At 47.7% G+C, this 25,522-nt stretch carries 20 protein-coding genes; 19 read left to right on the forward strand and 1 reads right to left on the reverse strand.

Annotated features, from left to right (window positions below):
• The first annotated feature begins 12 nt into the window (after positions 1-12).
• The 13 genes from FB479_RS15190 to FB479_RS15250 all read left to right on the forward strand — a co-directional run bounded on the left by FB479_RS15190 (position 13) and on the right by FB479_RS15250 (position 17,599).
• Positions 13-741 carry a polymer-forming cytoskeletal protein gene (locus tag FB479_RS15190; RefSeq protein WP_106654825.1) on the forward strand — a complete coding sequence of 243 codons (729 nt, stop codon included), beginning with the start codon at positions 13-15 and terminating at the stop codon, positions 739-741.
• 126 nt (positions 742-867) lie between these two features.
• Complete coding sequence (locus tag FB479_RS15195; protein ID WP_142065864.1) at positions 868-1,494, forward strand: TetR/AcrR family transcriptional regulator; 627 nt, start codon at positions 868-870, stop codon at positions 1,492-1,494.
• Between the two features lie 31 nt (positions 1,495-1,525).
• On the forward strand, positions 1,526-2,758 hold the full coding sequence (locus FB479_RS15200) for an efflux RND transporter periplasmic adaptor subunit (RefSeq protein WP_106654823.1): 1,233 nt from the start codon (positions 1,526-1,528) through the stop codon (positions 2,756-2,758).
• Complete coding sequence (locus FB479_RS15205) at positions 2,755-5,865, forward strand: efflux RND transporter permease subunit (RefSeq protein WP_142065865.1); 3,111 nt, start codon at positions 2,755-2,757, stop codon at positions 5,863-5,865. The genes FB479_RS15200 and FB479_RS15205 overlap by 4 nt, the downstream gene beginning before the upstream one ends.
• Before the next feature lie 134 nt (positions 5,866-5,999).
• Complete coding sequence (locus FB479_RS15210) at positions 6,000-7,295, forward strand: HD domain-containing protein (RefSeq protein ID WP_015893687.1); 1,296 nt, start codon at positions 6,000-6,002, stop codon at positions 7,293-7,295.
• Entirely contained in the window at positions 7,288-7,818 is a 531-nt protein-coding gene (locus FB479_RS15215) for a YwgA family protein (protein WP_142065866.1), read from the forward strand. The genes FB479_RS15210 and FB479_RS15215 overlap by 8 nt, the downstream gene beginning before the upstream one ends.
• A gap of 189 nt (positions 7,819-8,007) precedes the next feature.
• On the forward strand, positions 8,008-8,391 hold the full coding sequence (locus FB479_RS15220; RefSeq protein WP_232030166.1) for a thioredoxin family protein: 384 nt from the start codon (positions 8,008-8,010) through the stop codon (positions 8,389-8,391).
• Positions 8,392-8,427: 36 nt separating this feature from the next.
• Positions 8,428-9,327 carry an S-layer homology domain-containing protein gene (locus FB479_RS15225; RefSeq protein ID WP_142065867.1) on the forward strand — a complete coding sequence of 300 codons (900 nt, stop codon included), beginning with the start codon at positions 8,428-8,430 and terminating at the stop codon, positions 9,325-9,327.
• Positions 9,327-13,310: an ABC transporter permease gene (locus FB479_RS15230; RefSeq protein WP_142065868.1), complete on the forward strand. Its 3,984-nt coding sequence runs from the start codon at positions 9,327-9,329 to the stop codon at positions 13,308-13,310. The genes FB479_RS15225 and FB479_RS15230 overlap by 1 nt, the downstream gene beginning before the upstream one ends.
• Positions 13,311-13,376: 66 nt before the next feature.
• Positions 13,377-16,163 (forward strand): lipase/acyltransferase domain-containing protein, encoded by a 2,787-nt coding sequence (locus FB479_RS15235; protein WP_142065869.1) that lies wholly within the window; start codon positions 13,377-13,379, stop codon positions 16,161-16,163.
• A 25-nt stretch (positions 16,164-16,188) separates the two neighbouring features.
• A complete protein-coding gene (locus FB479_RS15240) occupies positions 16,189-16,521 on the forward strand; it encodes a hypothetical protein (RefSeq protein ID WP_106654814.1) in 333 nt (110 codons plus the stop codon).
• Positions 16,522-16,604: 83 nt separating this feature from the next.
• The gene (locus FB479_RS15245) at positions 16,605-17,102 is read left to right on the forward strand and encodes a YwhD family protein (protein ID WP_142065870.1); all 498 of its coding nucleotides are present in this window, start codon (positions 16,605-16,607) and stop codon (positions 17,100-17,102) included.
• A 239-nt stretch (positions 17,103-17,341) separates the two neighbouring features.
• Positions 17,342-17,599: a hypothetical protein gene (locus FB479_RS15250; protein WP_106654812.1), complete on the forward strand. Its 258-nt coding sequence runs from the start codon at positions 17,342-17,344 to the stop codon at positions 17,597-17,599.
• Positions 17,600-17,648: 49 nt separating this feature from the next.
• On the opposite strand, the gene FB479_RS15255 is transcribed toward FB479_RS15250, so the two are convergent.
• On the reverse strand, positions 17,649-19,700 hold the full coding sequence (locus FB479_RS15255; protein ID WP_106654811.1) for a transglycosylase domain-containing protein: 2,052 nt from the start codon (positions 19,698-19,700) through the stop codon (positions 17,649-17,651).
• A 196-nt stretch (positions 19,701-19,896) separates the two neighbouring features.
• Here FB479_RS15255 and speE point away from each other — a divergent pair, with 196 nt between their 5' ends.
• The 6 genes from speE to FB479_RS15285 all read left to right on the forward strand — a co-directional run bounded on the left by speE (position 19,897) and on the right by FB479_RS15285 (position 25,476).
• Positions 19,897-20,730 (forward strand): polyamine aminopropyltransferase, encoded by an 834-nt coding sequence (gene speE, locus FB479_RS15260; RefSeq protein WP_142065990.1) that lies wholly within the window; start codon positions 19,897-19,899, stop codon positions 20,728-20,730.
• A gap of 19 nt (positions 20,731-20,749) precedes the next feature.
• A complete protein-coding gene (gene speB / locus FB479_RS15265; RefSeq protein ID WP_048035131.1) occupies positions 20,750-21,619 on the forward strand; it encodes an agmatinase in 870 nt (289 codons plus the stop codon).
• Positions 21,620-21,799: 180 nt separating this feature from the next.
• On the forward strand, positions 21,800-23,044 hold the full coding sequence (locus FB479_RS15270) for an MFS transporter (RefSeq protein ID WP_142065871.1): 1,245 nt from the start codon (positions 21,800-21,802) through the stop codon (positions 23,042-23,044).
• A 55-nt stretch (positions 23,045-23,099) separates the two neighbouring features.
• Positions 23,100-23,513 carry a YwiB family protein gene (locus FB479_RS15275; protein WP_047069857.1) on the forward strand — a complete coding sequence of 138 codons (414 nt, stop codon included), beginning with the start codon at positions 23,100-23,102 and terminating at the stop codon, positions 23,511-23,513.
• A 74-nt stretch (positions 23,514-23,587) separates the two neighbouring features.
• On the forward strand, positions 23,588-23,980 hold the full coding sequence (locus FB479_RS15280; RefSeq protein ID WP_106654808.1) for a hypothetical protein: 393 nt from the start codon (positions 23,588-23,590) through the stop codon (positions 23,978-23,980).
• Between the two features lie 77 nt (positions 23,981-24,057).
• Positions 24,058-25,476, forward strand: a complete 1,419-nt coding sequence (locus FB479_RS15285; RefSeq protein ID WP_142065872.1) for a sigma-54 interaction domain-containing protein — start codon at positions 24,058-24,060, stop codon at positions 25,474-25,476.
• Positions 25,477-25,522: the final 46 nt, after the last annotated feature.

Here is a 25,522-nt window from a genome sequence, read left to right on the forward strand (position 1 = left end):
GGAGACCATACCATGCAGAACGAGAATAAGAACAAGCTAGATTTGATCTTTCATGGGGCAGTGAATGCTACGGGTGGCGTATACAACAAAGTAGATGTGCAGGGTTACGGCAAGATTAATGGCGACGTAGAGTGCGAGTCGCTTCATTGTGCGGGACATGTCAGTATCACGGGAGATCTTACTGGCTCTTCGGCAAGAGTAGAAGGCAACGCGTCGATTAAAGGCAAAGTGAAAATGGATACGTTATCTGTATACGGACAGCTTGATGTTGGGGACGATTTGAATTTTACGAGTCTAAAAGTCGGTGGCAATGTCAAAGTACAGGGCAATATGGCAGGAGAGGATGTTAAGGTTCACGGATCATTGAAAACCGCAGGGGATTGTGAAGCCGAAGTGTTCCGGGCAAACGGTGCGTTTAGTATCGGAGGGCTGCTGAATGCAGGGCGAATCGAGGTACTTCTGCATGGCAGCTGTGAGGCAAAAGAAATAGGCGGAGAGTACATCGAGGTGCGCCGAACAGGCAATAGCACTTTGGGCAAGTTGTTGAAGCATTTTCTCAACAATACCTTGTCTGTAGAGACGATTGAAGGAGACGAAATCTATCTGGAAAACACAAAGGCCAAGGTCGTTCGCGGCAACAAGATCGAGATTGGTCCCGACTGCGAAATTGACTTGGTCGAATACAGTACAGAATGCAAGCAAGACCAAAGCTCACAGATAAAGACACTGACACAACGGTAAGGCTGACAAGGAAAATTCACATTCGAAACTGCATGCAAGTATTTACATGCATGCAGTTTCTATATATAATGGGCTTGGAAAAATATGAAAATGCAAGTAATTGCTTGCTTGGCACGGAGGTGCGTTATGGATCACCCAGATATAGAACAGAAGCTGGGGGGGAGAGGCGAAGAGGAACAGGAAACCCGTAAGCGAATTTTATCGGCCGCACGTCAGCTAATGGCACAAAAGGGATACAAGGGAGCGACTACACGCAAGATTTCTGAAATTGCAGGGGTTAATGAGGTGACGGTATTTCGTCACTTCAAGAACAAGGTAGGCATCTTGAAAGAGCTCCTGAAAGAAATCATGGATGTCCGAGAGCAGCTGGAGCAAGGGTTGCAAGGCGAGTTTTCTGACCTCAAGGAAATGCTGGTCAGCTACGCACGTACGTATTACGGCTTATTGGTCGAGCGCAAGGAAATTTTCATGATCTGCATGATCGAAGCGGATAACCACCCGGAAGTCGTACAGATGTTCAGCAGCCTGCCGATGACCGCAGTCGAGGTATTGTCCAACAAGCTCCTAGCGTTTCAGGAGCAAGGGCATTTGCCAAAGGCAGATCCGTTCACGGCAGCTCTTATGTTCGTCTCCACTTTCTTCTATGCCTTCATGGCGAAGTATCGGGTCAATCTCGATCTCGATATGGTAGAAGAAGAGCTTTTTGAAAATGCTTCTGAAATCTTGCTACAAGGCATCAAGGGACTCAAATAAACAGCATAGCTACATAGGGGCGGAGGAAGTCATGAAGAGAAGATGGCTTGTATCTGTAATGATGATCGGACTTTTGGCAACGACGGCTTGCAGCGAGCAACAACCTGCTTCGGCACCCCAGAAGGAAGTGAAGCATGTCGTCGTTGCACAAGTGAAGAAGGAGCAGGCTGTTAGCGTCACGGAGTTGTCTGGTACGCTGGCACCTTTGGAGGAAGCATTCGTCTCTTTTGAAGTAGGCGGTCGTATCGTAGAGATGAACCGAAAAGAAGGAGACACGGTCAAAGCGGGAGATGTGCTCGCCCGTGTGAACGCCACAGATTATTCGCTCCAGGTTGCTTCGTCCAACGCTGCCGTGCAGCAGAGTGCAGCAAATCTTAGCAAGGTAAACAATGGCGCGAGAGAGCAAGAAGTGACGCAGGCGCGTTTGCTTGTGGAGAAGGCAACAGTGGGACTACAAAAAATGCAGGATGATTTCAACCGGATTGAAAAGCTCTACCAGCAAAACGCCATTTCCAAAAGCGAGTATGAAAGTGCACAAAATGGACTGACGATTGCGCAAAAGGATTTGCAAAACGCACAGCAGTCTTATTCACTGGTTACGCAAGGGGCTCGTGCGGAAGACAAACAGTTGACGCAGGCTGTATACAATCAGACGATTATCGCCAAGGAAGTGGCAGCCAATACACTTGCCAAAACGCAGCTTCGTTCGCCGATTAACGGGACGATCATCGCCAAGCTCTCGTCTGCGGGCAATTTGGTCGGTTCAGGTACCCCCGTCTATCAAGTCGGCAACATCGACACATTAAAAGTCGTATTGCCCGTTCCTGACCGTGAGATTTCGGCATGGAAAACAGGCGAGACGATCTCCCTTGACCTGTATGGACAAAAACGGGATGGCAAAGTGACAAAAATATTTCCTGCCACGAACCAAAATACCGGAACGATTGGCGTAGAGGTCCAAATCGCCAACCCAGCTCGTGACTGGTTTGCTGGTCAGGTGGTGAAAGCGACCAAAACGGTAACGGGACAGGAAGGTGTCTACGTACCAGTAGAAGCAGTCATCAGCAGAGGAAAAGATGACGCGCATGTCTTCGTCAATGCAGGCGGCAAGGCTGTCAAAACAAGCGTAGCCATCGGGCAGATTGTAAGTGACAAGCTCGAGATCAAAAACGGACTAAAAGAAGGAGACCAACTGATCGTCAAAGGGGTGGACCGTTTGTTTGACGGTGATCCAATCGAGGCGGCAGGAGGTACACAACCGTGATTAAGTACATCGTACAAAAGCGCAAAATCACGCTCCTGTTTTTCAGCATGATCGTACTTGTAGGCTCCCTGAGCTTTTTTCAACTGCCCAAGCAAGAGATGCCGGATATTATCGTGAACATGGCGACGATCACGACGGTGTACCCGGGAGCTTCGCCGGAAAAGGTCGAGCAGGCTGTTACGAAAAAGCTGGAAGAGAAAATCAATGAATTGCAGGGACTTAACTATATATCATCCTCGTCTTCCCTCGGAGTCTCTTTTATCATGGTGGAAGCAAAGAGTGATGTAGACCCGAAGCAAAAATGGGATGAATTGCGGAAGAAGGTAAAGGACGCAGAGGCTGATCTGCCAGCCGATGCGAAACAACCGATCATCAATGATGATTTGAACCGTACGTTTGTCCAATCGTTTGCGGTCACTGTTGACACGCGTGAGGAATTGTACAGCATGCGTACCATGTTGAAATCGTGGAAAGAACAGCTGCGGACAATTCCGAACGTAGCGGATGTACTGGTGGAAGGTTTACCGGAGCAGGAAGTCCACATCGAGGTGGATACGCAAAAGCTGAGCCAGTATGGGATCACGTGGAGTCAGGTGATGATGGCTGTCAAAAAGGAAAATGAAAAAATCCCGCTTGGCGACCTGACCACAGAAAAACGGACCTACCAGCTCAAGCTGGCGGAAAATACAGATGTCGAAGAACTGAACAAAGTCATTATCTCCCGTTCAAATGAGGGCTTCCCGATCTATCTGAAGGACATCGGATCGGTCAAAATGACGACGGAGACGGTGAAAACGACTTCGTATTTCAATGGGAAGCCTTCGATCACGATCAGCGTCAACGCAGAGACGGGAAGTGATGTGCCGTCCTTGCAGAAGCGCGTAGACGAGATGATGGTAACTCTGGATAAAACACTTCCGGCGGGGGCCGAGAGACACTCGATTTACAGTCAAAATGAACGCGTGGATGAGCTTTTTAGCGACCTGACCCGGGAAATGATGATTGCCATCGTCGCTGTTTTGGTGGTGTGTGCACTCGGATTGAATCTGATCACATCGTTAGTAGTAGCGATGGCGATTCCGATTTCCTTGGCTGTGGGGCTTATGTTCCTGCCGTCTCTGGGTATTTCACTCAACATGATCTCGATCGTTTCCTTGATTATTGTGCTCGGGATCTTGGTCGATGACGCCGTGGTGGTCAATGACAATATCGAGCGGAGACTGTCTGTCCTGGGCGAAAAACCGATGGCTGCGGCGGTTAATGGTGCCAAGGAAGTATCGATTTCGATCACGACCGCTACGCTGGCTACGATCGCGTCATTTGCTCCTTTAATGTTTTTGAGCGGCAACGTAGGGCAGTTCATTCGTCCGGTTCCGGTGATTATTTCGATGACGATGCTGGCGTCGATGGTCATGTCGCTGACGATCATTCCGATCTTTCGCCAATGGTATGAACAACGAAGAAAGGCTGGCGTAGAAGGGTATCGCAAGCCGGCTGGACTGTTGGGGAAACAATTGTTGCAGCTGACCAAGTGGTATGCGAGTAAGCTCATGCCGAAGATTTTGAAGCGACCGCTTTTGGCAGGAATGATTGGCGTATTGATTGGAACGGCGGCATATGGATTAATACCGCTCACTCCAGTGGAATTGTTTCCGAACGATGATCGCCCGCAATTTCTCATTGATATCCGTCTCCCCGTGGGCCACAGTCTGGAGGAAACGGACCGAGTGGTGCGTGGGACGGCAGACTGGGTGTTGAAACAGCCTGGCATCGAGACAGTATCTGCGTACGCGGGAGGCAGTGCACCGAAAATGTTCGGTGGAGATACAGCTGTCGGAAGCGGCATTACCGTCGGACAGCTAGTGGTTCGTTATAATGAAAAAGAGACCCATCTCGAGAACATGCTGGAGCCGTGGACGGAGGAATTCAAAAAGCTGTATCCGGAAGCGAGTATCTTGCCGAAGCAGCTGGAGGCAGGTCCTCCGGTTGGAAAACCAGTCGTGATTCGTTTTTATGGAGAGGATATTGAGACGCTGCGCTCTCTTTCTGCACAAGCAAAAGAAAAGGTTGCCGGATTAGAGGGAACGTACAATGTGCAAGACGATTTCGGGGTAGAACGCTACACCTTGGAATTTGTCATCAATAAAGAGCTGATGGAGCAAAAGCTCGTCAACTACACGGACTTGTCCACGACATTGCGTCTGGTGAGCGAAGGCATTACCGTCAGCGAGTTTGATACGGGCTCAGACCTAATAGATATGAAGCTGTTCTTGCAAAAAGGCGAGGAAGATCCTGCCTTGCTGTTCCAGCGACTCAGCATCGCCAATGCGCGTGGAGAGCTGATTCCGTTGTCACAGCTCGCGGAAGTAAAACCGACTTTCAGTACACAGACGATCCCGCATCGCGATTTGTCGCGGAGCGTGACAATTACCAGTGATCTGAAAGGTAGAACGGCGACAGAAGTAATGGAAGAGATCAAGCCGATGCTCGATAGCATGTCCTTGTCTGAAGGATACCGCTATGAGATTGGCGGCGAGACTTCCGAGCAGACGGATATTTTTATCGACATGGGCAAACTCTCGATCCTTGTGGTTTTCCTGATCCTGATTTTGATCGCGATGCAATTCTATTCCTTGACGATTCCTGTACTGGTGACCAGTACGATTTACCTCGCTGTATCGGGGAGCTTGATTGGATTGTTCGTGACTCAGACACCCCTTGGCTTTATGACAATGATGGGGATTATTGCGTTGGCGGGTATCGTGGTGCGTAACGGGATCGTTTTGATCGAGTTCATCGAGGAGGCACGCCATACAGGCATGGAGCTGAAGCAGGCAGTTATTTCTGCGTGTGAGGCACGACTGCGGCCTATTCTTTTGACCTCGCTTACAGCGATTGCAGGTATGATGCCGCTAGCTATTTCGGGTGACGTTTTGTTCAAACCGCTTGCGGTCACCATTATTTCCGGCTTGGCGTTCTCGACACTTTTGACCTTGATCGTTGTTCCGTCCTTCTATATGGTTCTGACGCAGCACAAGATCAAAAAGCTGGCGAAAAAAGCCGCGAAGCGCCCGGATTTGTATGGGCCTGAGGCAGAAATGTTGTAGTTTGAGAGCAGCGACGACCTTTTGGGAGGTTCGTCGCTGTTACTTTTTTCTCTCTATGCTGTCGTATGATATGATAGAATCAAAATTCACTGTCAGTAATAGATAGAAAGCAGTACAGGAAGGGAGTGTCCAGGATGCAACAGCCCCAGCTTCTTCATGAAGAAAAGGTATTCAAAGACCCTGTCCACCGCTACGTCCACGTGCGTGACAAATTCATTTGGGATTTGATCAACTCGGCAGAATTCCAGCGTTTGCGCCGAGTCAGGCAACTGGGCACCAGTTTTTTTACCTTTCATGGTGGAGAGCATAGTCGTTTTAACCACTCGCTTGGTGTATATGAACTGATGCGCAGAATTTTGGAGACGTTCGAAGGCCGTATTCAGTTGACGTATGAGGAAAAGCTGCTGTGTCTATGTGCGGCTTTGCTCCACGATGTGGGCCACGGTCCGTTTTCCCATTCGTTTGAAAAGGTGTTCAAGTATCATCACGAGGATTGGACGCGCGCCATTTTGCTTGGAGATACGCAAATCAACCGAATTCTTCGTCGGTTTGATGATAGCTTCCCGAAGAAATTGGCAGAAGTGATTAATAAGACATATGACAATAAACTGATCGTAAGCCTTATCTCCAGCCAGCTCGATGCCGATCGGATGGATTACTTGCTGCGTGATGCCTACTATACGGGCGTCAATTACGGCAATTTCGAGATTGAGCGAATCTTGCGTGTCATGCGGCCGCAGGAGGATGGCATTGTCTTTAAATTCAGCGGGATGCATGCTGTCGAAGATTACATCATGTCTCGCTATCAAATGTACTGGCAGGTCTATTTCCATCCTGTGACACGAAGTGCAGAAGTAATCCTGTGCAAAATTTTCCAACGGGCGAAGCTCTTGTTCTCCCAAGGTTATCCGTTCATGCAGGAGCCTGTGATGCTGCTTCCTTTCTTGCAGGAAAAGGTAGAGCTCGCTGATTATTTGGCGCTCGATGAATCCATTATTCTTTTCTATATGCAGCTCTGGCGCAGAGAGCAAGACCCTGTGTTGAAAGATTTGTGCGCCCGATTTTTGGACAGGAATCTCTTTAAATACGTCGAATATAATCCGAGGGATTTCCGCTTGCTGTCTGAGCTGAAAGAACTATTTCAATCTGCCGGAATTGATCCGATGTATTATTTGGAGGTAGACACGACCTCCGATCTTCCGTATGATTTTTACCGTGCCGGAGAAGAAGAGGAGCGCATTCCGATTATGCTCCAAATGCCTTCAGGTGAACTGGTCGAGCTGTCACAGAAGTCAGAAATTGTACAGGCCATTAGCGGAAAGCGGCGCTTTGATTACAAGCTGTATTTTCCATTGGATAAAGTCATGGCTTTGCCGGGGGATCTCTCCCGTAAGATTCGAGAACGTCTGGGAGTGATGGAGGATGCTTAATCGTCACGCCAAGATCATACGCCTGATTGAGATAGTCGGCGAAGTGAGCGGGCGAAAAAAATTGCAAAAGATGGTGTACATAGGAAAACATCTGGAGATGGATTTCGATGAGCGCTACGAGTTTCACATGTACGGTCCATATTCGGAAGAGCTGACGCTTAGAGTAGATGAGCTGTGCAACATGGGGCTTCTGGATGAGCAAATGGAGAGTAAAGGTGCCATTCATATGTATCGTTATTCTTTGAACGAAACTGGTCATGATTTTCTCAAGTTTCATGAGGTTGACTTCGGTAGTGGAGAACGTGCCATTTTGCGTATGAACGAGGAGAATTCCCGTTTTCTCGAGCTGGTTTCTACGATTCTGTATTTCAACCACCTGCCTTATGAGGAAATGAAGGGCAAAATCTTTACGTTTAAAAGCAAGCAGCGCTACACCGAGGAAGAGATTCAAAAAGGGCAGGCGTTTATTGAAGAACTGCGTGCGCTGATGAAGGAAGACGGCGGCACTGCATTTATGCAATAGGGAACATCATACGAGGACAAGCACGGCGTACGAACTTGCAAGAGTTGTGGTACGTCTTTTTTTTATACATGTCAGCCAGTCCAATGGGGCTGGCTTTTTTTGTCTCAGTTCGGAGCTGCATAATACGGACATCGTTCTTTGACAAGTGCATAGGTATGAAACATTTTGCTTACCGAAAGGGAGATGGACATGAGTAGAAGCAAGCAATGGTGGCTGTGGATCGCGCTCGGTGTGGTTATGCTTGCCGTCGGTATAAGCGCGTGGGGTACAGCCAGTGCACATGAGGTAAGAGTGGTGTACGTCTATAGTGATAGCTGCGTGTATTGTACGGAGTTTGGGCCGACATTTGAGAGAGTCGTAAAGGAGTATCCTCCGGAAATGATCCAACGACTGGACATCCATAAGCAGAAAGAGCTGGATGAAGCGTCGCGCCTTGGTGCAGAGGCAACCCCCACTGTTTTTGTCGTCGAACAAGGTAAGGTGGTCGACAAGCTGGAAGGAGCTGTACCCGAGAATACGTTGCGAAGCTTTTTGCAAAGGAACCTAAATCAGACTCTTTCTAAAAATGGATAATATAGGTAAAATATCCGGTAAAGAGGGGGTCATTCCATGAACAAACATGCAATAATATCATACCTACTAGCATCTGTCCTTGCAGTGGCAGGGTTTACTGGAGTTGCTGACAGTCCTACCGTACAAGCGAAAGCGTCAGCGAAGGATTACGCTTCACATAAAGCAAAGGCAGCCATTGATTTCGGTGTACAGAAGAAATATTTGTGGCTGGATAACAAGGGGAACTTTTATCCGAATAGTCAAATCACGCAGGGGCAGTTTATTGCCAGTTTAGTAGCCATTCGCGGATTGAAGGAGGTAGCTCCCGTACCGCAGCTCCTAGATGGGCACTGGGCGAAGATGAGCTATGAGAAGGCGCAGAAAGCTGGGATTTTGGCGGGGGTGAAGGTAGAGCCGAACAGACTGTTGACGAAGGAAGATACGGCAGCGCTGGTGTATGCTGCATGGAAGCCGATTCGGGGTGAAAAGAATCCGAATTTAACCAATACCGGGGCGCTTATCACGTGGGGATGGATGAAGCCAGCACCTAGTGGTCAGCCTAAATTTCGTGAGGATTTGCCTGTGACGCGAGGGGAAGCGGCGGAGATTTTGCGTTATTTGTGGAAGGATAAGTGGCAGCTTGAGCAAGGGGCGAAGTTTGCGGATGAGTTTCATAAGAGCTTGAAGGTCGTGAATGGGAAGATTAGTGGGAAGGTGCCTAAGGGTGATAGTGATTTTATGATTACAGCAACATTTGTTACTAAGCAAAATGAAAGAGAAGGCTTCATAAACAACCAATCCTTTAATGTCCCAATAAATAGTGTAAGTAGTATGGTTTTTTTTGTGACAAATAAACACGACTCGACTGATGCCGGTTCTTTTAGGTACTCAAAATTTCCCGAATTGGAGCGAACAAGCATAAGTCAAAAATTCCATACACCAAGAGGTGTTAAATAATGCGTATAGATTTTATGAAGTACAGGAAATTGTTTTTTTCTGTGCTTTCTTTTTTTCTCCTGTGTGGATTAATTACTATTCAGCCTAATTTTACTGAGGCTGCTCCTAACCTTCACGGTATTGCTGTTGCGACTGTTGATTCAAATAAAGAACTTGCCCCAAAAGGGCAATACGACACTATTCAGATTACTGATATAGTAGGATATCTAGGTGCAACAGTTTCTCAAATAGAAGTGGATAGAGTTATTGATGGGACTAAAGTATTAGGTTTTGCTGATACAAATGCGAGAGCAGATAGGGGATGGTACTTTGTAGATAACAGTGAAGCTGCATACTGGATCAATCGGTTTGGAGGAAATCCAAATTATATTCTAGGTGGAACTGGTAATGTTTATAGTAAGACAGTTATCAATTTGACCGTTCCTAATGAATACCAAGCCTACAACCTCGCAGAACTAGCCTCCGCCTCAGGCGGCGCCGGCTACACCAAAGGAGACAACCTCGTCCCAGACGGCAAAGGCGGATACATCTCAGTAGGCCACTTCCGAACCACCCCGCAGCCAACTGGCAACATAACCACCAACAAAACCAAATACAACCTCAACGAAACAGTTGAGATTCATGCAAATGCCACGGACTTTTCTTACTATGACCGCGGCATTTTTGTATGGTCTTTAAACGTGATCAACAAGACGACAGGGCGTGGATACAAAAGCCTCTTGTCTAATCGATCATTCAACGACCCCAGTACCGCCGTTCCCAAGGTAAACGAGACAAGCAGTCCCCCAGGCTACAAGTGGACCTATAAAAATACCGAATATAAGCCTACTGAGCCAGGCGTGTATGAAGTATCGCTAACAATCACTGACCTGCATCAAAGAAGTCGCCAAGGATCAAGCAGCATAAGCGTTTCGACACCTTACACAGCTCAATTCACAGTGGGTGATGTAACCCCACCGGAAAAGCCTGATCCCGAAAAGCCTGACCCAGGTCCAGCCTGTTCGATCGGATCAACAAAAACCAAACTGAACATTCAAGTCGTTGGCGACAAGGATATAAAAGACCACAATGCTGTTGCAAGCGGTGGTTCTGATATCGCTGTCGAAAAAAATGCCGATATCACCCTCTATGCCAATAAACCAGGTAAATTCACGATGAATGGTTATGACATGAAGCCTGGTGCGAATGGCAACAGGAAAGTCGGGACCGGAAGCATCGGTAGCTCTGGACGGGTAAAAGTCGTCTACATCAGTGATGATGGAACAGAGTGCTGGGAGAAATATTTTAGAGTGGAGTCGCCAGATGGTGAAGATTCATGCCCCATCGTTACGCTGGCGGCGTCTTCAGTCAGAGACGGTGAAACGATTGAGATTATGCCGTTTGACACGCTGACATTCCGTGCCAAATACACAACCAAATACGGAGATAGCGAGGAAGCATCGCTCAAGTGGGACGTAACACTGCCTAACGGAAAAATCTATACCTTACCAGTCGAGGAAAGTGACAATGGCAGATGGCGATCCTATCATTCCCCCACCTTAAAACTACCGTACGGGAATATTCATGACCCGTATGATGTTCAGTTTGAGCGAGGAAAAACGTACAAACTGAAGCTTAACTTCGATGGGACACAGTGGAAGGATCGGCCTGACTGCAATTGGGAAATCACGATCGTAGTAAAAGATGCCTCCTGCACCATAGCGGACCAAAAAAAGGTTAAATTCCTGGTACATAGCGAGCCGCCGCTACCATTTTCCCCGGAAGGCGAACTGATGAATGGATCAGCCAGTTCAGGATATACACTGACAGACCCGGTATATTTCAAATACTTTACTGATGTCGGAGACCAGTACGATACCAATCTATCGTTTTCCTCAAAGGTATCTGGTACTTGGTATTTAAAGACCCCCGAAGGAAAAACGGCGTTAACCGACAAGCTTGCAGCGGACGAGCAATTCAGGCTCATGTTGCCAGTCACTGTGGATGTTGGTGATGAAGTTGTACTGCTGTTCGAGTCCGAGACGGGCTGCACGGGTGAGGTACGATTCACCATTGAATCTGACCAAAAATGCCGGGATATTTTGGTGTCTGTAGAAATTGATCTGAAAAACCAAAAGTGGAGCAAAGAAATTAAACGTGGAGAAACAATTGAAATAGCAGCAGATGAAATTCCAGACGGGTATCGTTTTCACATGTTTTTGTCCGAGGATAGTCACTTTTCGATGAGGTGGTTCGATCCGGCCACAGGAAACTGGGAAAGAAAGCGGAATGGAAAAGAACTGGATGGATCAAACACCTCCACAAATGGACATTGGGTATATTTTCCGGAAGATGGGAACGATCTTCTTCTAGAAGGTCTGTACAAGGTGCAATTTTATTCACCCCAGAGTGATGGCTGTGACGGACATTATTTTGTGCAAATCGGCAAAGGCGCTCAAAAGCCGGATGGAGAGAATTTGCTTATCTTGAAATCGAGCTTTCAAATTGATCCGAAGAGCCCTCAAGCCGCAGGAACTGATGCGACAATTACATTCAACGTGAAGAATGCCGGGAAATTAACGCATGATACGAAATTGGCTGTTCGGTGGGCTAGCTCAGAAAAGGAAACCAGCTTGGATGTGAAGGAATTCAAGCCGGGTGAGGTGCGTAAGATTACGGTTCCGACGAAGTATCCGCAAAAATCCGAGGATTTCATCGCCCATATTAACCCTGCGAAATCCATGCCGGAAAATGAGACGATCTGGACGGACAATCGTGCGGCTTGGCCAGTGAAAATAATTGGTGGGGAAGTTCCCGAGCCGCCTGGTGGTGGAGGCGATTTTGATGGCGGTGAAATTAGCTTAGAGATTTTTGACAGTGATCGTCGACAGCTACAAAAACTGCCGCTACATGCAGATGGCGTGTGGGAACGTGAGCCTGCTACGATTCGCGTGGTCATTGATCAGACGAAAATAAACGAAGGCTTCCAAAAAACAGAGCAGGAGCTCAATCAGAAGATAACGGAATTCAAAGCACAATTGGAGAGCTCAGTCAGCGGAGACAATATCAAAAACGTATCCGTCACTGCGAATCCAGGGTGGATTTCGGATGCCAAGAGCATGGCAGTCTATACACCACCCCAGCTTGATCTGAAGCTGACAGGCCCCGGAGCGCCGATGCAATGGCAGGTAAGCAGTGCATCTACAGGCGCAGAGGTCGTGTACACAGGAACCACTGTCCCCACGCAGACGACTTGGCGCCAAGTACTCCAATCCCAAAAGTACAAAGCAGAAATCAACGGCTTTGTTATCGTGATGGATTATCAGGTCGATTTTGAACTGTCCTACGAGAGCTGCGCAACGAACGACGAAGATGAAGCGGTGTGTGAACCACAGAACATATCCAAAACAATGGCAGGACGCTATACCATTACGGTCAAAGGGGGAGAGCGCTCCTTTGAAGTATTTGAGCCGAATGCAATAGGCTCGATTCGCCATACAGCCGAATGGGAAGGGTATCATGCCAGAGACCGGTATCCAAACAGCCAGCCAAACGATTACTACGCAGGGGAGCGCATCTTGACACAAGTGGAGCTGCAGGATCGACACCGCCATCCTGTGAGCAACCAGTTTCCTGTCGTGACATCTGCACGGGCGTGGATTTCAGAAACTGGCTTGCGCCAAACGCCGTTACAGTCGTTGTTAGCCTTGCAACAAGCGACTCCCCAGATCTGGAGAGGACCCTCCTATTCCGCTTCCAAGCTAGGAACTCGTGAAGTGGGAGTAGATACGCCTTTGATGGGGGATAAACAGCATGGCTTCCAAAAGGATGCGAGCTACGCAGTCTATTACTCCGTTTCCTTTCGTTTTGACGTGAACAAAGGCTTCCCCTATCAAAATAAAGCCTCCGGGCAAGGGCACGAGCTAAAAGATTACCAACTCCCCTTCCGTATCATTGCAAATGCATGGGAACGACAAGGAATCCACAACCATACGACTCAATAAAAATATTTGCACCCCCTCTCTGTCTTTTTCTACTGTAAAGCTAGAAAAAGGATGAGGGGGATTTTTGTGGGAATAATCACGCGGCGGTTGCTATGTGTACTTCTCCTATTCGCTTTATGCTTGGGAAATACAGTGGAACAGGGCTGGGCAAAAGAACAGGAGATATTCGTAGAGGAAGCGTGGGCATGGATCGACGAGGGAGAGGTGCGTTTTCAGGCACAATTATCGGGTGCTCCGGATAAAGTCGAGCTTTCTGTCAATCAGGACAGCGACAGCAAAACTCGCTCTTTTCACGAGGAGTCTCAGATTTCTCTCGCTGTAATGCCTATGGATGATAGCCCTATCCAGATAACGATGTTCATAAATGATTCAGACGAGCTGTTACGTAGCTGGGAGCTATCGTTGCCTGAACATATAGAGCTGACAGAAGACAAAATAAAAATCAAAAAGACGCCTTGGGATGAAATGGCTGCCGATCAGGAAGAACCACTAGAGTTGATCGAACTAGAGATCGAAGACACAAACGCAGCTCCAGCAGAAGAGGAAGAACAAGAACAGGTGCAGGATACCACCGATGAAGAGCTTTCGCGGCTGGCAGAGGAATTTTATGCGCATTTTTCAGGAGAGAATAAGCCAGGAGAAGCGGAACTGCGCAATAGAGAAGCTCGCTTTGAAGTAGAACCGAATGATACGTTGGGCAGCAAATCGGACTGGCTATTTGACGGAAAGGACAGCCATGGAAAGATTAGCAGCAATGATGATGTGGATTTTTGGAAAATCAGAGGAACAACAAATGGACAGATGAATATATCCCTCACAGATATTCGGGCAAGCGAAGACTACGATTTGTATGTGTATGATGAGGAGGAGCGGGAGCTGGCCCGTTCAGAGCAGCAGGGAAATGAGCCTGAGTTAATTGAGGGACTGGCACTGGAAAAAGACAAATGGTACTACATCAAGGTCGTTGGAAAGCAGGGTTCTTTTTCGAAAGATTACTACTACCGTTTGCGAGCTGATTTTTTCGCGGATCAAGGAGGGGGCAAGGCAGACGGATACGAGCCGAACGACGCAATGGAAGAGGCCTACGAGCTGGATGCGTATAACCGAAAGATCGTAGGAAATCTTCATTCAAAGACGGATGTGGATTTTTACAGCTTATCCTTTAAGCTTTCCTCTACTGTGGAGGTCTCCCTCAAGGATATCCCTGCTGGAATGGATATGGACGTATTTCTGCTCGACGAGACTGGAAAAGTAGTCGCCAGATCAGAGAAAGCGAAGAATTCGGATGAACATATTATCTTCAACGCCTATCCTGGAACCTACAAAGTCAAGGTCATGGCCAGCAAGCGCTCGGGATTTACCGCTAACTCGTACAGTCTTTATATAGGAGACAGAACGATTCCGGTTATCTTAATCCCAGGAGTAGGTGGATCGCGACTCGAAGTGGAGCAGAATGGAAAGAGATCGGAAATATGGTTAGCACTTGGCGATAGTCTCATTGGTATTAATGATCCCAAACACCGCAGGCTACTCTCTCTGGAGCCGATCAAGCCAAATAGTGTAGATGTACAGCCAGTCGTCCGTGATGCGACGATCCACCCGGAAAAAGATGATTTTTACGCTATCGAATATCTTTCCTATGCGCCATTTTTAAAAGAACTTACCGAACAGTATTACAGCATGGTAAAGGAACTGGAGAAGGCGGGGTACAAAAAGCACCGCACCTTATTTGCACTGCCGTACGATTGGCGATACAGCAGCACCAAAAATGCCAAACTTCTAAAAGAAGAAATCGATGCCGCACTGAAGGCAAGTGGGGCAAATCAGGTGCATTTGGTGGCACATAGCATGGGTGGGCTCTTGGTAAAAGAGACACTTCTATCCAATGTGTCGTACCAGCGCAAAGTGAATCGTGTCGTTTATATGGGAACACCCTTCCTTGGCTCTCCACGGGCATATCAGGCTCTTAAGCACGGATATAATTTTTCGATCCCTTGGCTGGATGAGGAAACAGGGAAAGTGATTTCTTCTTATGCACCTGCCGTTTACGAGCTGTTACCCTCCAAAAAATACTTTGAAACGGTTGGTTTCCTGAAAAAGAGTAACATTCAGTACTACACCTACGACGAATTTTTAAAGGACAAAAATATTCGCCTCGACTATGCGCCGCTCGTCAGACATGGCGGCAAGATGCATGAAAAGTGGGATAACAAAACGATCAATGTTCCACAGTATTCCATCGTGGGTACAGGCCAAGTAACACTGCTAGGTTACTTTTATGATTCTTTTTATAACGAATGGTCGCCGATTCACGATCCTGGCGTTGGGGATGGTACTGTCCCGTATATGAGTGCCAATTACGCCCAGAAGGATATGAAAAAACGATACTACGTGAAAGGCGAACACGCCAAGCTGCCGACCATACCAGAAGTCATTGATCAAGTAACGCGATTGTTACAGGGAGATGAGGAATCACAACCAGGATTGCGCAATGCTCCGGACCAACATGCTGACTACTTGTACTACATCATTGCACAAGATGACAAAAGCTTTCCTGAAGTGACGATACACAAATCCGGTCAGAGCTTTACGCTCGACGCCAATAAAAAAGAAGTACGGGAAGATCTGTCCATTGAATACCACGATCGCATCGTTGTCATCCATGTTCGAGATGGTGAAGACCTGGAATTCCAGCCGCCTGTAGCTGTAGAGGGAGAGGAGCCAGCGCGTTTTCTGATCAAACGTTTCTCTTCAGATGATTCGGAGCGTTACAAAGAAACAGGCAGACGTTACGTGCTCGATGAGCGTGGACTGGCAGAGGTAGAAGAATCTACGGATTCCAATGATGTGTAGTCATCAAAAGCAAGGAGAGTAAGACATGGATGATAATTGGTTTGTCTGGTTCATACTCGGTCCTTTCGTATTCTCATTGATGTTCGCGGGGCCTTTGATCGGTTTACTCATCGCCTCTTTCATTCGCTTCACGCTAGGATTTCGAGGTTGGTTAATCTTTCTAAGTGTCCTTTTTATCAGCTTTGTGTACTACTTGTTTATCGTTCCCTCCGACACGATGCTAGGTGAACTGTTAGTTATGAAGGTTGCCATGGCGGTACATACAGCCGTCGTAACGATCCTGGTCATGTCGGGCATCGAAAAAATCATCCAGCTCGTAAACAAAAACCGAAACACCCAAAAGCCTATGGATAAATAACTGGGCACATAGGCAAATTGCGTCATCGTACGTTTTTCGAGTAGAATAAAAGGAAGGAGAATGATTGTCTGGAGGTTATTCAAATGGATATTTTTGATAATAAAAAAGGCGGCTTTACCATCATGAGTGGAAAAACCGATGTACACGGAGGTTTTGGTCAAGGTGTACTCGACCTGAATGCTGTGTCCTCGGTCATTATCGATGGGGACGAAGCGTACATTGACATGGGCGCCTTGCATGCCAAAAGTTCTGTAGAAAAGGGCATCAAATGGACGACAAATAAAGAAGAAGTACCAAATGGAAAGCCTTATTGGCTCGTTTGGGTAACCGTTGATCGCAATGAAGCGGGTCCTTATTATGCAGGCGCAACTGCGTGCTACATGGAAATCGATCGGGAAGCGCGTCGGGGCTACAAAATTTTGGCAGATCACGTGAATCGCATGGATTACTCCATGAAGAGACGTATTATGCTGTCCGACCTATCCGAGAAGGAAAAAGCCGCTCTGAAAAAGCTTTTGATTGAAAATAACGCGGACATGTATGAGAATTCCTCCGAGGAATTAAAGCAAAATTTGTCCTAAAGTTGGAAATCGTGAACGGTCTGTGAACAAATCGTGAAATCAATTGTTCACACAATTGAAGTCAGGTAAACTTATTTCCATATCTGTGTACATGTACACTAGGTCAACAAACAGGGAGAGAGCCGTCACTCTTTCCCTGTTTGTCTTATATAATTATCATCGTTGATCATAGTTTTTGGGATATCGCGGAACACTAATGAGGATTGAACCAAACTGTTTGACGGAAGGGGCGGTACCCATTGGAAGAAGATCTCCGTGGTAATGAACAATCGCATGATCATTTTGTGAAGCACGGTGGCGTCCATTTCCGTACACACGTGACTCCGACCGAGATAAACAACTTTGTGCGCAAGCTCCCTGCTGGAAAAAGGGACAGCTTGTTTGAAGTATTGGAACAGCTTGATAATGCCGGTCTGATTACGATCGTCAACGACCATGTTTTTGCCGATGGAGATGGAGTCGTGGGCGGCGGGGACAATCAAAGCACGCAAGGTTAATAGGCACAACAAAAGGACGTACTCGATGAAGAGAAACGTCCTTTTTTCTTTAGTTATTCGGTTTCCACCAACTGCCCATTCGCTGCCAGAAGGTCGAAGAATCTGGCGGCTTTAAAGGCGTCGGTGTCTCATTGGTCGGGATGTGATCCGTGCAATAATCTTGAGGCTCTGTTCCGCTGGCGAAATAAAAGAGCTGTGGATTCGGACAATGCTCGGTCGCCAGTTTTCCAGAAGCGGGATCGATATAAACAGATACAACACCAGCTGGCATGTCAAAGAGTGCAGGGGGCTGACCTTTGAGCGCACTTTCCATGAACTGGGCCCAGATTTTTTTGGACAGGTACCCTTCCTTTACATCATCGACCTTTTGGTTTTTGTCGTAACCTACCCATACGGTCGAAACCAGCTGCGGAGTGAACCCACTCAGCCAAGCGTCATAATCCGTTGACCCTGTTTTCCCTGCTACAGGTCGGTTCATTTCACCAGCAACGCGATATCCGGTACCGCCTTGTTCAAATACACTTTGCATCATATTCACTAAGAGAGCGGACGCGACAGGATCGGCTACCTGTGTTTTTTCCGGTTTTTCTTCGACCAAAATATTGCCCTCGCTGTCCTCGATGGAGGTGATCGCAATGGGTTTCACTGCTTGTCCCTTGTTGACGATTGCTGCATAAGCTGCGTTTAACTCTAAGGGAGAGACAGGTGAAGTTCCCAGTGCCAGTGAGGGAACTGCTTGCATCGAGCTGGTGATACCTAATTGCTTTGCCTGATCAACCACTTTTTGCGGCCCGAGAAAATCAATGGTCTTGACGGCATAAATGTTGTCGGAGGTTTTGATTGCTTCACGCATATTGATCAGTGCGTTTGCATATTTTCCACCAAAATTGCCGGGAATGTACTGCTTATTGTTATCGTAGGTAAAAACGGTCGGTTCGCTTTTTATCAAAGTGAGCGGTGTATAGCCGTTTTGCAAGGCAGACAAATACATGATCGGCTTGAAGGAGGAACCGGGCTGCCGCTTGCCAAGCACGCGATTGTACTGGCTCACCTTGTAGTCACGTCCACCTACCATTGCTTTGATATAGCCCGTCGCAGGGTCCATGGCGACAAGGGCTACCTGCAAATTCGGATTATTCTTCGGTAAGACGGAGGCGACAATATCCTCGGCCTTTTTTTGTATGACTGGATCAAGGGTCGTATGGATTTTTAGACCGCCATGAATAAATTTTTCTTCTTCAATGCCATATTTGTTTTTTACCAAATTGGCGATGTAATCGCGGAAATAAGGAGCCGGCTCGGTTACGTTCTCGTTTGCTCGCTGTTTCAGCTTGATTGGTTCCGCGTAGGCTTGCTCTACTTCCTTCGCTGTCAGTAGATTGTCGCGCTCCATGGCATTCAATATGAGCTTTTGTCTGGCTTTGGCGCGTTCTAAATCGACAAATGGTGAATAATAAGTAGGACCCTTAGGGATGCCTGCCAGCATGGCGCTCTCTGCAACCGTCAAATCTTTGGCGTCCTTGCCGAAATAGGTTTGGGCAGCAGCTTGAACGCCATAGGCTGAATGACCGTAATAAATCTGATTGACGTACATCTCTAATATTTCATCCTTGCTGTAATTCAGTTCAAGCTGAATCGCAAGCAAGGCTTCTTTGATTTTTCGCTCCCATGTCTTGTCCAAGCTGAGGTACAAGTTTCTCGCCAATTGTTGGGTAATAGTACTGGCACCCTGACGCTTGTCCATGTTAATGACATCAACATAAGCGGCCATGGCCAATCGCTTCCAATCAAAGCCAAAATGCTCGCGGAACGAACGGTCCTCGATCGCGATGGTCGCATCCAGCAATGCGGGTGAAATCTCTGCAAGTGGCACAGAAATCCGGTTCTCGCCACGGTGCATCGTATCCAAAACCTCTCCATTGGAAGCGTAAATCGTTGTGGTTTGCTTCACAAACGTTTCCGGGAGTGGTTGTGAGCGTAAGTACAAAATGAGCAGCAAGATGGCAAAAGAGAAACATAATAGGCTGAGGATGGTGAATTTTACAAATTTCTTAGCCCAACGCAAATAGCGCAGCAATGGGGCTTCGCGAATGACTTCCATGTGTGCCTCTCCTCCTTTCTGCGGTTGAATCAATAAAATAGGACATACTACGTTACTAGTAGTATGTGTCGCTTGCAAGCTGGTTAAACTTTCCTCACTAGAAAAATATCTTGCAATTTGGAAGACAGCTACTATAATTTTCTTGTTATATTGTATTTTCATGCGGTTAATTGAAGGAGGTTACATAGCCATGAACATGGAATTGTGGTACACCGAAAAACAGACGGAAAATCACGGGATAACAACGAAAATTACAGAAACCCTATACAGTGAGAAATCCGAGTTTCAACAAATCGACGTCATTAATACGAAGCAGTTTGGTCGCATGTTAGTGCTCGACGGCATGGTTATGACTACCGATGTCGATGAGTTTGTCTACCATGAAATGATTTCTCATATCGCGCTGAATACGCATCCAAACCCGAAAAAGGTTCTGGTTGTAGGCGGCGGCGATGGCGGTGCTATTCGTGAAATCGTAAAGCACGCGTCTGTAGAAAAAGCAGTTCTGGCTGAAATCGACGGTGGCGTCATTGAGTCTTGCAAAAAATATTTCCCTGAGATTGCGAGTGCATTGACAGGCAATCCGCGTGTAGATGTACAAGTTATCGATGGTATTAAACATATCCATGACCACAAAGGTGAGTATGATGTGATCATGGTTGACTCTACAGAGCCAGTAGGACCTGCTGTAGGTCTGTTCGAAAAAGGTTTCTACCAAGGCATTCACGATGCTTTGAAACCAGACGGTATCATGGTTGCTCAAACGGAATCTCCTTGGTTTAACCGTGATCTGATCAAGCGCGTCTTCAAAGACCTGAAATCGATCTTCCCGGTTACTCGTCTCTACACCTGCAGCATTCCTACTTATCCATCCGGACTGTGGAGCTTCACCATCGCTTCCAAGCAACATGATCCGTTGGAAGTAGATCCAGCGAAAATCAAAGATTTGGGCACCAAATACTACAATGCGGAAGTTCACCACGCTGTTTTCAAACTGCCTAACTTTGTGGCTGAGCTGACCCGCGACTAATCGGGGGAGAACTACACCTATGCGTTTTGACGAAGCATACTCTGGAAATGTCTTTATCCGTAGTCACGGGAATTACGAAGAAAGCCAAGCGGTTATTTACGGTATGCCAATGGACTGGACAGTGAGCTTCCGTCCGGGCTCTCGTTTTGGCCCTTCCCGTATTCGCGAGGTTTCTATCGGTCTGGAAGAGTACAGCCCGTACTTGGACAGGCTGTTGGAAGACATCAAATACTTTGATGCCGGCGATATTCCTCTTCCTTTTGGAAACGTGGAAGGTAGCCTGGATGCGATCCGTACATTCGTGGCAAAAGTATTGGCAGATGGCAAATTCCCATTGGGTCTGGGTGGAGAGCACTTGGTTTCCTGGCCAGTTTTCCAAGCGGTTTATGAAAAGTACAAGGATATGGTCGTGTTCCACTTTGACGCGCATACAGACCTGCGCGATAACTACGAGGGATACGAATACTCCCACTCCACCCCGATCAAAAAGGTATGCAACCTGATCGGCGGTAAAAATGTATACTCTTTCGGAATCCGCAGCGGGATGAAGGATGAGTTTGAGTGGGCAAAAGAAAACATGCATCTGTACAAATACGATGTACTGGAGCCAGTGAAGCAAGTGCTGCCTACCATCGGCAACCGTCCAATCTACCTGTCAATTGACATCGATGTACTGGACCCTGCGCACGCTCCAGGTACAGGTACAACAGAAGCAGGCGGCATCACGTCTCGTGAGCTGCTCGATACCATTCACTTCATGGCAAACAACGGTGCGAATGTCATTGGTTGTGACCTGGTGGAGGTTGCTCCTGTGTATGACCACAGTGAAATGACGCAAATCGCGGCATCCAAAATCGTTCGCGAGCTGCTCTTGAGCTTTGTAAAATAAGATATCCGCGTAAATAAGCCTCCGGTTTTGCAAAAGGACCGGGGGCTTTTCCTATTGGTGGCAGACATTCAATTCAATTAATAAACATTTTTGTTTACAAAGTATTAAATTGTCAGTACAATCATAATAGTGAAATGATGTAAGAGTCGACGGAGGTTTTCTTACAAAGGAGTTGTCTGCATGAGAGAAGTATTTGCCTACGCACCATTTCGAAAGCTGTTCTTTTCCAATCTTTTCTCTGGCTTTGGGCAAGGCATGACGATGATCGGGATTGCCTGGTTCCTCGTGGAAACGACAGGCTCGGCTCAACTTTTGGGCTCGACCATGTTTACTTCTGCGGTACTGATGTTTTTCATTGGGCCGTATATCGGGACGCTCATCGATCGCTACTCCCGCAAAAAAATGCTGCTGGTAGAAAACTTGATCGGATTTAGCGTACTTGGCATGCTCGCGATCTGGGGCTTTTTTGGAGAGTACACCGAGTGGATGCTAATCGTGATCTATTTGACGACGACCTTTATGTACCAGATTCATTACCCGACGCAGTCCGCGCTGGTTCAGGAGACGTTCGAGCCCAAGCACTACAACAGCATTAACAGTCTGCTCGAGATCGAAGGACAGACTGCATCCGTTCTTGCTGGGGCGTTTGCGGGGATTTTGCTTAGCTCCTACGGGCTGCATGTGGTGATTATTTTCAATGCGATTACCTATTTGTTCGCCTTTACCTTGCTGTCTACCATGACGTATACCTTCACGCTGGAAAAAGAAGCGAAGCAAAACCAGGGTGTCGCGTGGACGGAGCAGCTGATGGAAAGCTGGCGGTACATTCGGCAAAAGAAAGGCTTCCTCCTGTTTGGCATATCGGCACTCATGCCCTTCATTGCTGTTATGGCTACGAACTTATTGAAGCCTGTTTACATAAGCCAAACGCTGCAGGCGGGTGTCTCGGTTTATTCGCTGGGAGAGGTCACGTATGCACTGGGTGCGGTGGCGGCAGGTTTACTCGTTGCTTTCGTCGTTAGCAAGATGGGGCAACTGGCAGCCATGATCGGCAATACGCTGTTGTTCGCGATTGCCATTGCCGTTATGATTGCTTTGCCGTATGGCTGGGCGCTGATTGCGGCGTACACGTTTTACGGGTGGAGCAACGCTTCTGTGCGCTTAATTCGGCAATCGCTCTATATGACAGTTGTGCCGAAGCATCAGATGGGGCGGGTGATGAGCTTTTTCAACTCAATCGGCATGATGATGCGTCTGGTCCTGATCGGCTTGTTTACGGCTATGATCGATTACACGGGGGCAGGGGTCGGGTACTTGGTGTTGGCGGGTCTGCTGTTGCTTGCGGCGATCGGGATTGCTGCTACCATGAGATATCTGCTGGCTGATGCCAAAGCGGAGGCGGCGGTTGCCACAGAAGAGCGATGAAGGGTAGAATGTAGGGATAAATGGGAAGCGAAAGAAAGTGGAGTGTGGAAGCAGCATGCAAGACATACAAGTGAAATTGACGGCACGGCATCATGTCGAAGGCAACTGGGAAGAAACGACCCACAGCTACGAAGGCAAGCGCGTACAAAAAGCATCGGCGTGGTACTTGACCTACAAAGAGCAGATGGAAGGCGTAGGCGAAGTAAGTACGACACTGAAGCTGACAGATACGTCCATTACGCTGGTTCGTCAGGGCGGAGTTTCAACCAGACAGCAATTCGAAAAAGGAGCCAGCACCCATTCTACCTATCAAAGTCCCTATGGTCCGTTTGCAATGGAGACGCATACGAACAAGCTGCGAATCCGCTACGAAGCAGAGGTTCCTGTACAGGTAGAAATCGCATACCAGCTATGGATGAATGAGCAGTACGCTGGCGAGCATGAGCTGAAAATAGAGCTAGGAAAATAAGCCGCCCTTTGCAAGGGCGGTTTTTTGCACGTACAATAGGATTACTTGCGGCTGAAGTGAGAGGGGGATACAGCATGTTTGTACTCGCAAATGGACTGATAGCCGGTCTGGGTCTTGCTGCTTTTTTGGCGCTCGGAGATGGTTTGTTTGATACCAATACCTTTCCCGTTTTAATTGATGTCAGCTATGTACCGGGTATGGAAAACCTGCCCTCTATTGTAGAACTATTGATTCATCTGCTGATTAGTGTGATCGTCGCCTTTTTTCTCATGCACTTTTACCCGCGGGAACGAAAAGCCCGATCGGTACGATACTTGCTGTACTGGATGCTCGGTTTTTCTGTCGCTTTTTTCCCATTTAGCCTGTTGAGTCAATCCGCGATGAGTTTGGCAGCGTTTCTCATTTGGGTATTGGGACATTTACTGTATACCGCAATGCTTGCCATTCAGGTAGGGCGTAATCGATAACATCGTAAAAGTGCCGAATATTCGGCGAAGTGATGATTTTTTGGCAGCATGGATGGAAGGAAGGAGTGAAAGCCAAGATGCCGTTGTCAGATACGGTAGAAATGTTGCAGGCGATCTTGGGTGCTATCGATGAAGGAATTCACGTTGTGGACGCAAATGGCATTACGATTTTCTACAATCACGTCGCAGCCAAGCTCGATGGGCTGACCTCAGAGGAGGTGTTGGGGAAGCCATTGTTGGAGGTTTTTCCTTCGCTTGATCGACAGTCGAGTACCCTGCTTCGTGTCATCGATAGTGGCGAATCAATCTACAACCAGACACAGACATATAAGAACTGGAAGGGAATGCGTGTGGAGACAATCAACACAACACTTCCGGTGAGAGTAGGCAAACGGTTAGTCGGTGCAGTCGAGGTGGCGAAGGATATTGGCAAGCTAAAAGAACTGTCGGAGCGCTTAGTCGATCTTCAGGCCAAGATTAGCAAGCCGAAACGGACAAAACGCACGGTAGATGAAACGACTTTCCATTTCGATGACATTTTGACGATGAGTGAAAAAATGAAACGCCTCAAAGAACGCGCTCGAAAAGCTGCCCGGACATCTTCTCCCGTGTTGATATACGGCGAAACCGGGACGGGAAAAGAACTGTTTGTCCAATCTATTCACCATGCGTCTGTCCGCACCAGTAAGCCATTCATCGCGCAAAACTGTGCCGCGCTGCCGGCTGCACTGCTCGAAAGCTTGCTGTTTGGCACGACAAAAGGAAGCTTCACAGGAGCCGATGATCGGCCAGGGCTATTCGAGCTGGCGGACGGCGGTACGCTATTTCTGGATGAACTGAACAGCATGCCGCTCGATTTGCAGGCAAAGCTGCTGCGAGTCCTCCAGGACGGTCAGATCAGACGGATCGGCGGGAGCCAATCGACCAAAGTGGACGTACGGGTAATCGCTGCAGTCAACGAGGCACCGCAGTCACTCGTGGAGCGAGGAGTCATGCGAACCGACCTGTACTACCGGATCAATGTCGTCTCTTTTGAATTGCCGCCATTGCGGGAGCGCAGAGAAGATGTGGAAATGCTGATCGATCATTTCTTGCAAAAGTTCAACCGGATCTTCGGTATGAATGTACGTGGAATCAGCAGCGAAGTGGCACGTTTGTTTGCTATGTATGATTGGCCGGGGAACGTACGTGAACTGGAACATGTCATAGAAGCAGCCATGAATATGGTGGAATCGGACATTATTTTGTTGGACCATCTTCCGACTCATTTGCTGGAACGCCCGCAGTCTGAGAAAAAAGAAGCGCCTATTTCGGCGCAACTCCTGTCAAAGGAAGGCTGTACGCTGCCAGAAATTTTGCGTGAGGTAGAGGAAAAAGTGATCAAAGACGCGATGCAGCAAACGGACGGCAATGTCCTTCGTGCCGCCAAGCTCTTGGGAATCCCGAGACAGACGCTGCAATACAAGCTCTCGCAACGAATGATCCCTCCCTGTTGAGTGCCGAAAATTCGGCAGACTCACATAGGCGCAAATCAGGATGAAG

The sequence above is a fragment of the Brevibacillus sp. AG162 genome (genome assembly GCF_006715575.1).
GTDB classification, from domain to species: Bacteria; Bacillota; Bacilli; order Brevibacillales; family Brevibacillaceae; genus Brevibacillus; species Brevibacillus brevis.

Bases quoted from the DNA above. Each gene is read 5' to 3' on its own strand.
- FB479_RS15240 (WP_106654814.1), top strand. From the start codon at position 16,189: ATGGATGATAATTGGTTTGTCTGGTTCATACTCGGTCCTTTCGTATTC.
- FB479_RS15245 (WP_142065870.1), top strand. From the start codon at position 16,605: ATGGATATTTTTGATAATAAAAAAGGCGGCTTTACCATCATGAGTGGA.
- speB (WP_048035131.1), top strand. From the start codon at position 20,750: ATGCGTTTTGACGAAGCATACTCTGGAAATGTCTTTATCCGTAGTCAC.
- FB479_RS15220 (WP_232030166.1), top strand. From the start codon at position 8,008: ATGAGTAGAAGCAAGCAATGGTGGCTGTGGATCGCGCTCGGTGTGGTT.
- FB479_RS15200 (WP_106654823.1), top strand. From the start codon at position 1,526: ATGAAGAGAAGATGGCTTGTATCTGTAATGATGATCGGACTTTTGGCA.
- FB479_RS15275 (WP_047069857.1), top strand. From the start codon at position 23,100: ATGCAAGACATACAAGTGAAATTGACGGCACGGCATCATGTCGAAGGC.
- FB479_RS15270 (WP_142065871.1), top strand. From the start codon at position 21,800: ATGAGAGAAGTATTTGCCTACGCACCATTTCGAAAGCTGTTCTTTTCC.
- FB479_RS15285 (WP_142065872.1), top strand. From the start codon at position 24,058: ATGCCGTTGTCAGATACGGTAGAAATGTTGCAGGCGATCTTGGGTGCT.
- FB479_RS15195 (WP_142065864.1), top strand. From the start codon at position 868: ATGGATCACCCAGATATAGAACAGAAGCTGGGGGGGAGAGGCGAAGAG.
- FB479_RS15225 (WP_142065867.1), top strand. From the start codon at position 8,428: ATGAACAAACATGCAATAATATCATACCTACTAGCATCTGTCCTTGCA.
- FB479_RS15255 (WP_106654811.1), bottom strand. From the start codon at position 19,700: ATGGAAGTCATTCGCGAAGCCCCATTGCTGCGCTATTTGCGTTGGGCT.
- FB479_RS15215 (WP_142065866.1), top strand. From the start codon at position 7,288: ATGCTTAATCGTCACGCCAAGATCATACGCCTGATTGAGATAGTCGGC.
- FB479_RS15190 (WP_106654825.1), top strand. From the start codon at position 13: ATGCAGAACGAGAATAAGAACAAGCTAGATTTGATCTTTCATGGGGCA.
- FB479_RS15280 (WP_106654808.1), top strand. From the start codon at position 23,588: ATGTTTGTACTCGCAAATGGACTGATAGCCGGTCTGGGTCTTGCTGCT.
- FB479_RS15230 (WP_142065868.1), top strand. From the start codon at position 9,327: ATGCGTATAGATTTTATGAAGTACAGGAAATTGTTTTTTTCTGTGCTT.
- speE (WP_142065990.1), top strand. From the start codon at position 19,897: ATGGAATTGTGGTACACCGAAAAACAGACGGAAAATCACGGGATAACA.
- FB479_RS15210 (WP_015893687.1), top strand. From the start codon at position 6,000: ATGCAACAGCCCCAGCTTCTTCATGAAGAAAAGGTATTCAAAGACCCT.